The organism is Sphingobacterium sp. T2 (genome assembly GCF_000814685.1).
Classification (GTDB): domain Bacteria; phylum Bacteroidota; class Bacteroidia; order Sphingobacteriales; family Sphingobacteriaceae; genus Sphingobacterium; species Sphingobacterium thermophilum.
In genome coordinates, this window is sequence record NZ_JXAC01000316.1 from 1 (window position 1) to 651 (window position 651).

Consider the following 651-nt stretch of genomic DNA (forward strand, 5'->3'; position numbering starts at 1 on the left):
AAATTTTACTTTGAGAATTTAAAGGTTTTTAAATTATTCCGACTAAAAAATGTCTTTTCAATTATTTCAAATTTTTATGTAAATTTAGTAAATTACCGWAAAAAGACATTTTGCTCCAGGSCGGCTTCCACTTATTTTCTTTTGGTTTTTAGTTTTGTTCCCGTTCTTTCCGTCTAAATACATTTTTCGTTTAGAGTTGTCTAAACATAAAGACCCCAACGTTTCTCACAGCTCTGAACTGTGCCTACAGAGCAGCCGGTATGAAGGGTTTTCTTCTTTTGAAGTAATAAATCCCATTGTGGTCATCTTTGAAGCTGTAGCTACAAAATCCTATCCAACGGACTTTTGATAGAATTCAGTTGCGCATTGCCGACTTTTGCATAAGCATCGTGGTCTTAATGTCATTGTGACCAAGTAGCTGCTGTATGAATGACATGTCCGTGCCGTATTCCAGTAAATGTGTGGCGTAGCTATGCCGCAAACCGTGTATCCCTATCGGCTTGTTTACCTTTGCCGCTTTCATTGCATTCTTGAACACCGCTTGTACACTGCGGACGGAATACCGCCCACCGTACCGACCTTCAAAAAGGTAAGTTTTGGGCTGGTATGCTTTATAATATTCCCGCAGCAAATCCAGCACTGCAGACGGTA

1 protein-coding gene is annotated in these 651 nt (G+C 39.8%); it reads right to left on the reverse strand.

All coding sequences use genetic code 11. The features are described from left to right. Positions 1 to 355: 355 nt before the first annotated feature. Positions 356 to 651 (reverse strand): tyrosine-type recombinase/integrase (locus SD31_RS14480; protein WP_316929899.1); only part of this gene is annotated, 296 nt, incomplete at its 5' end.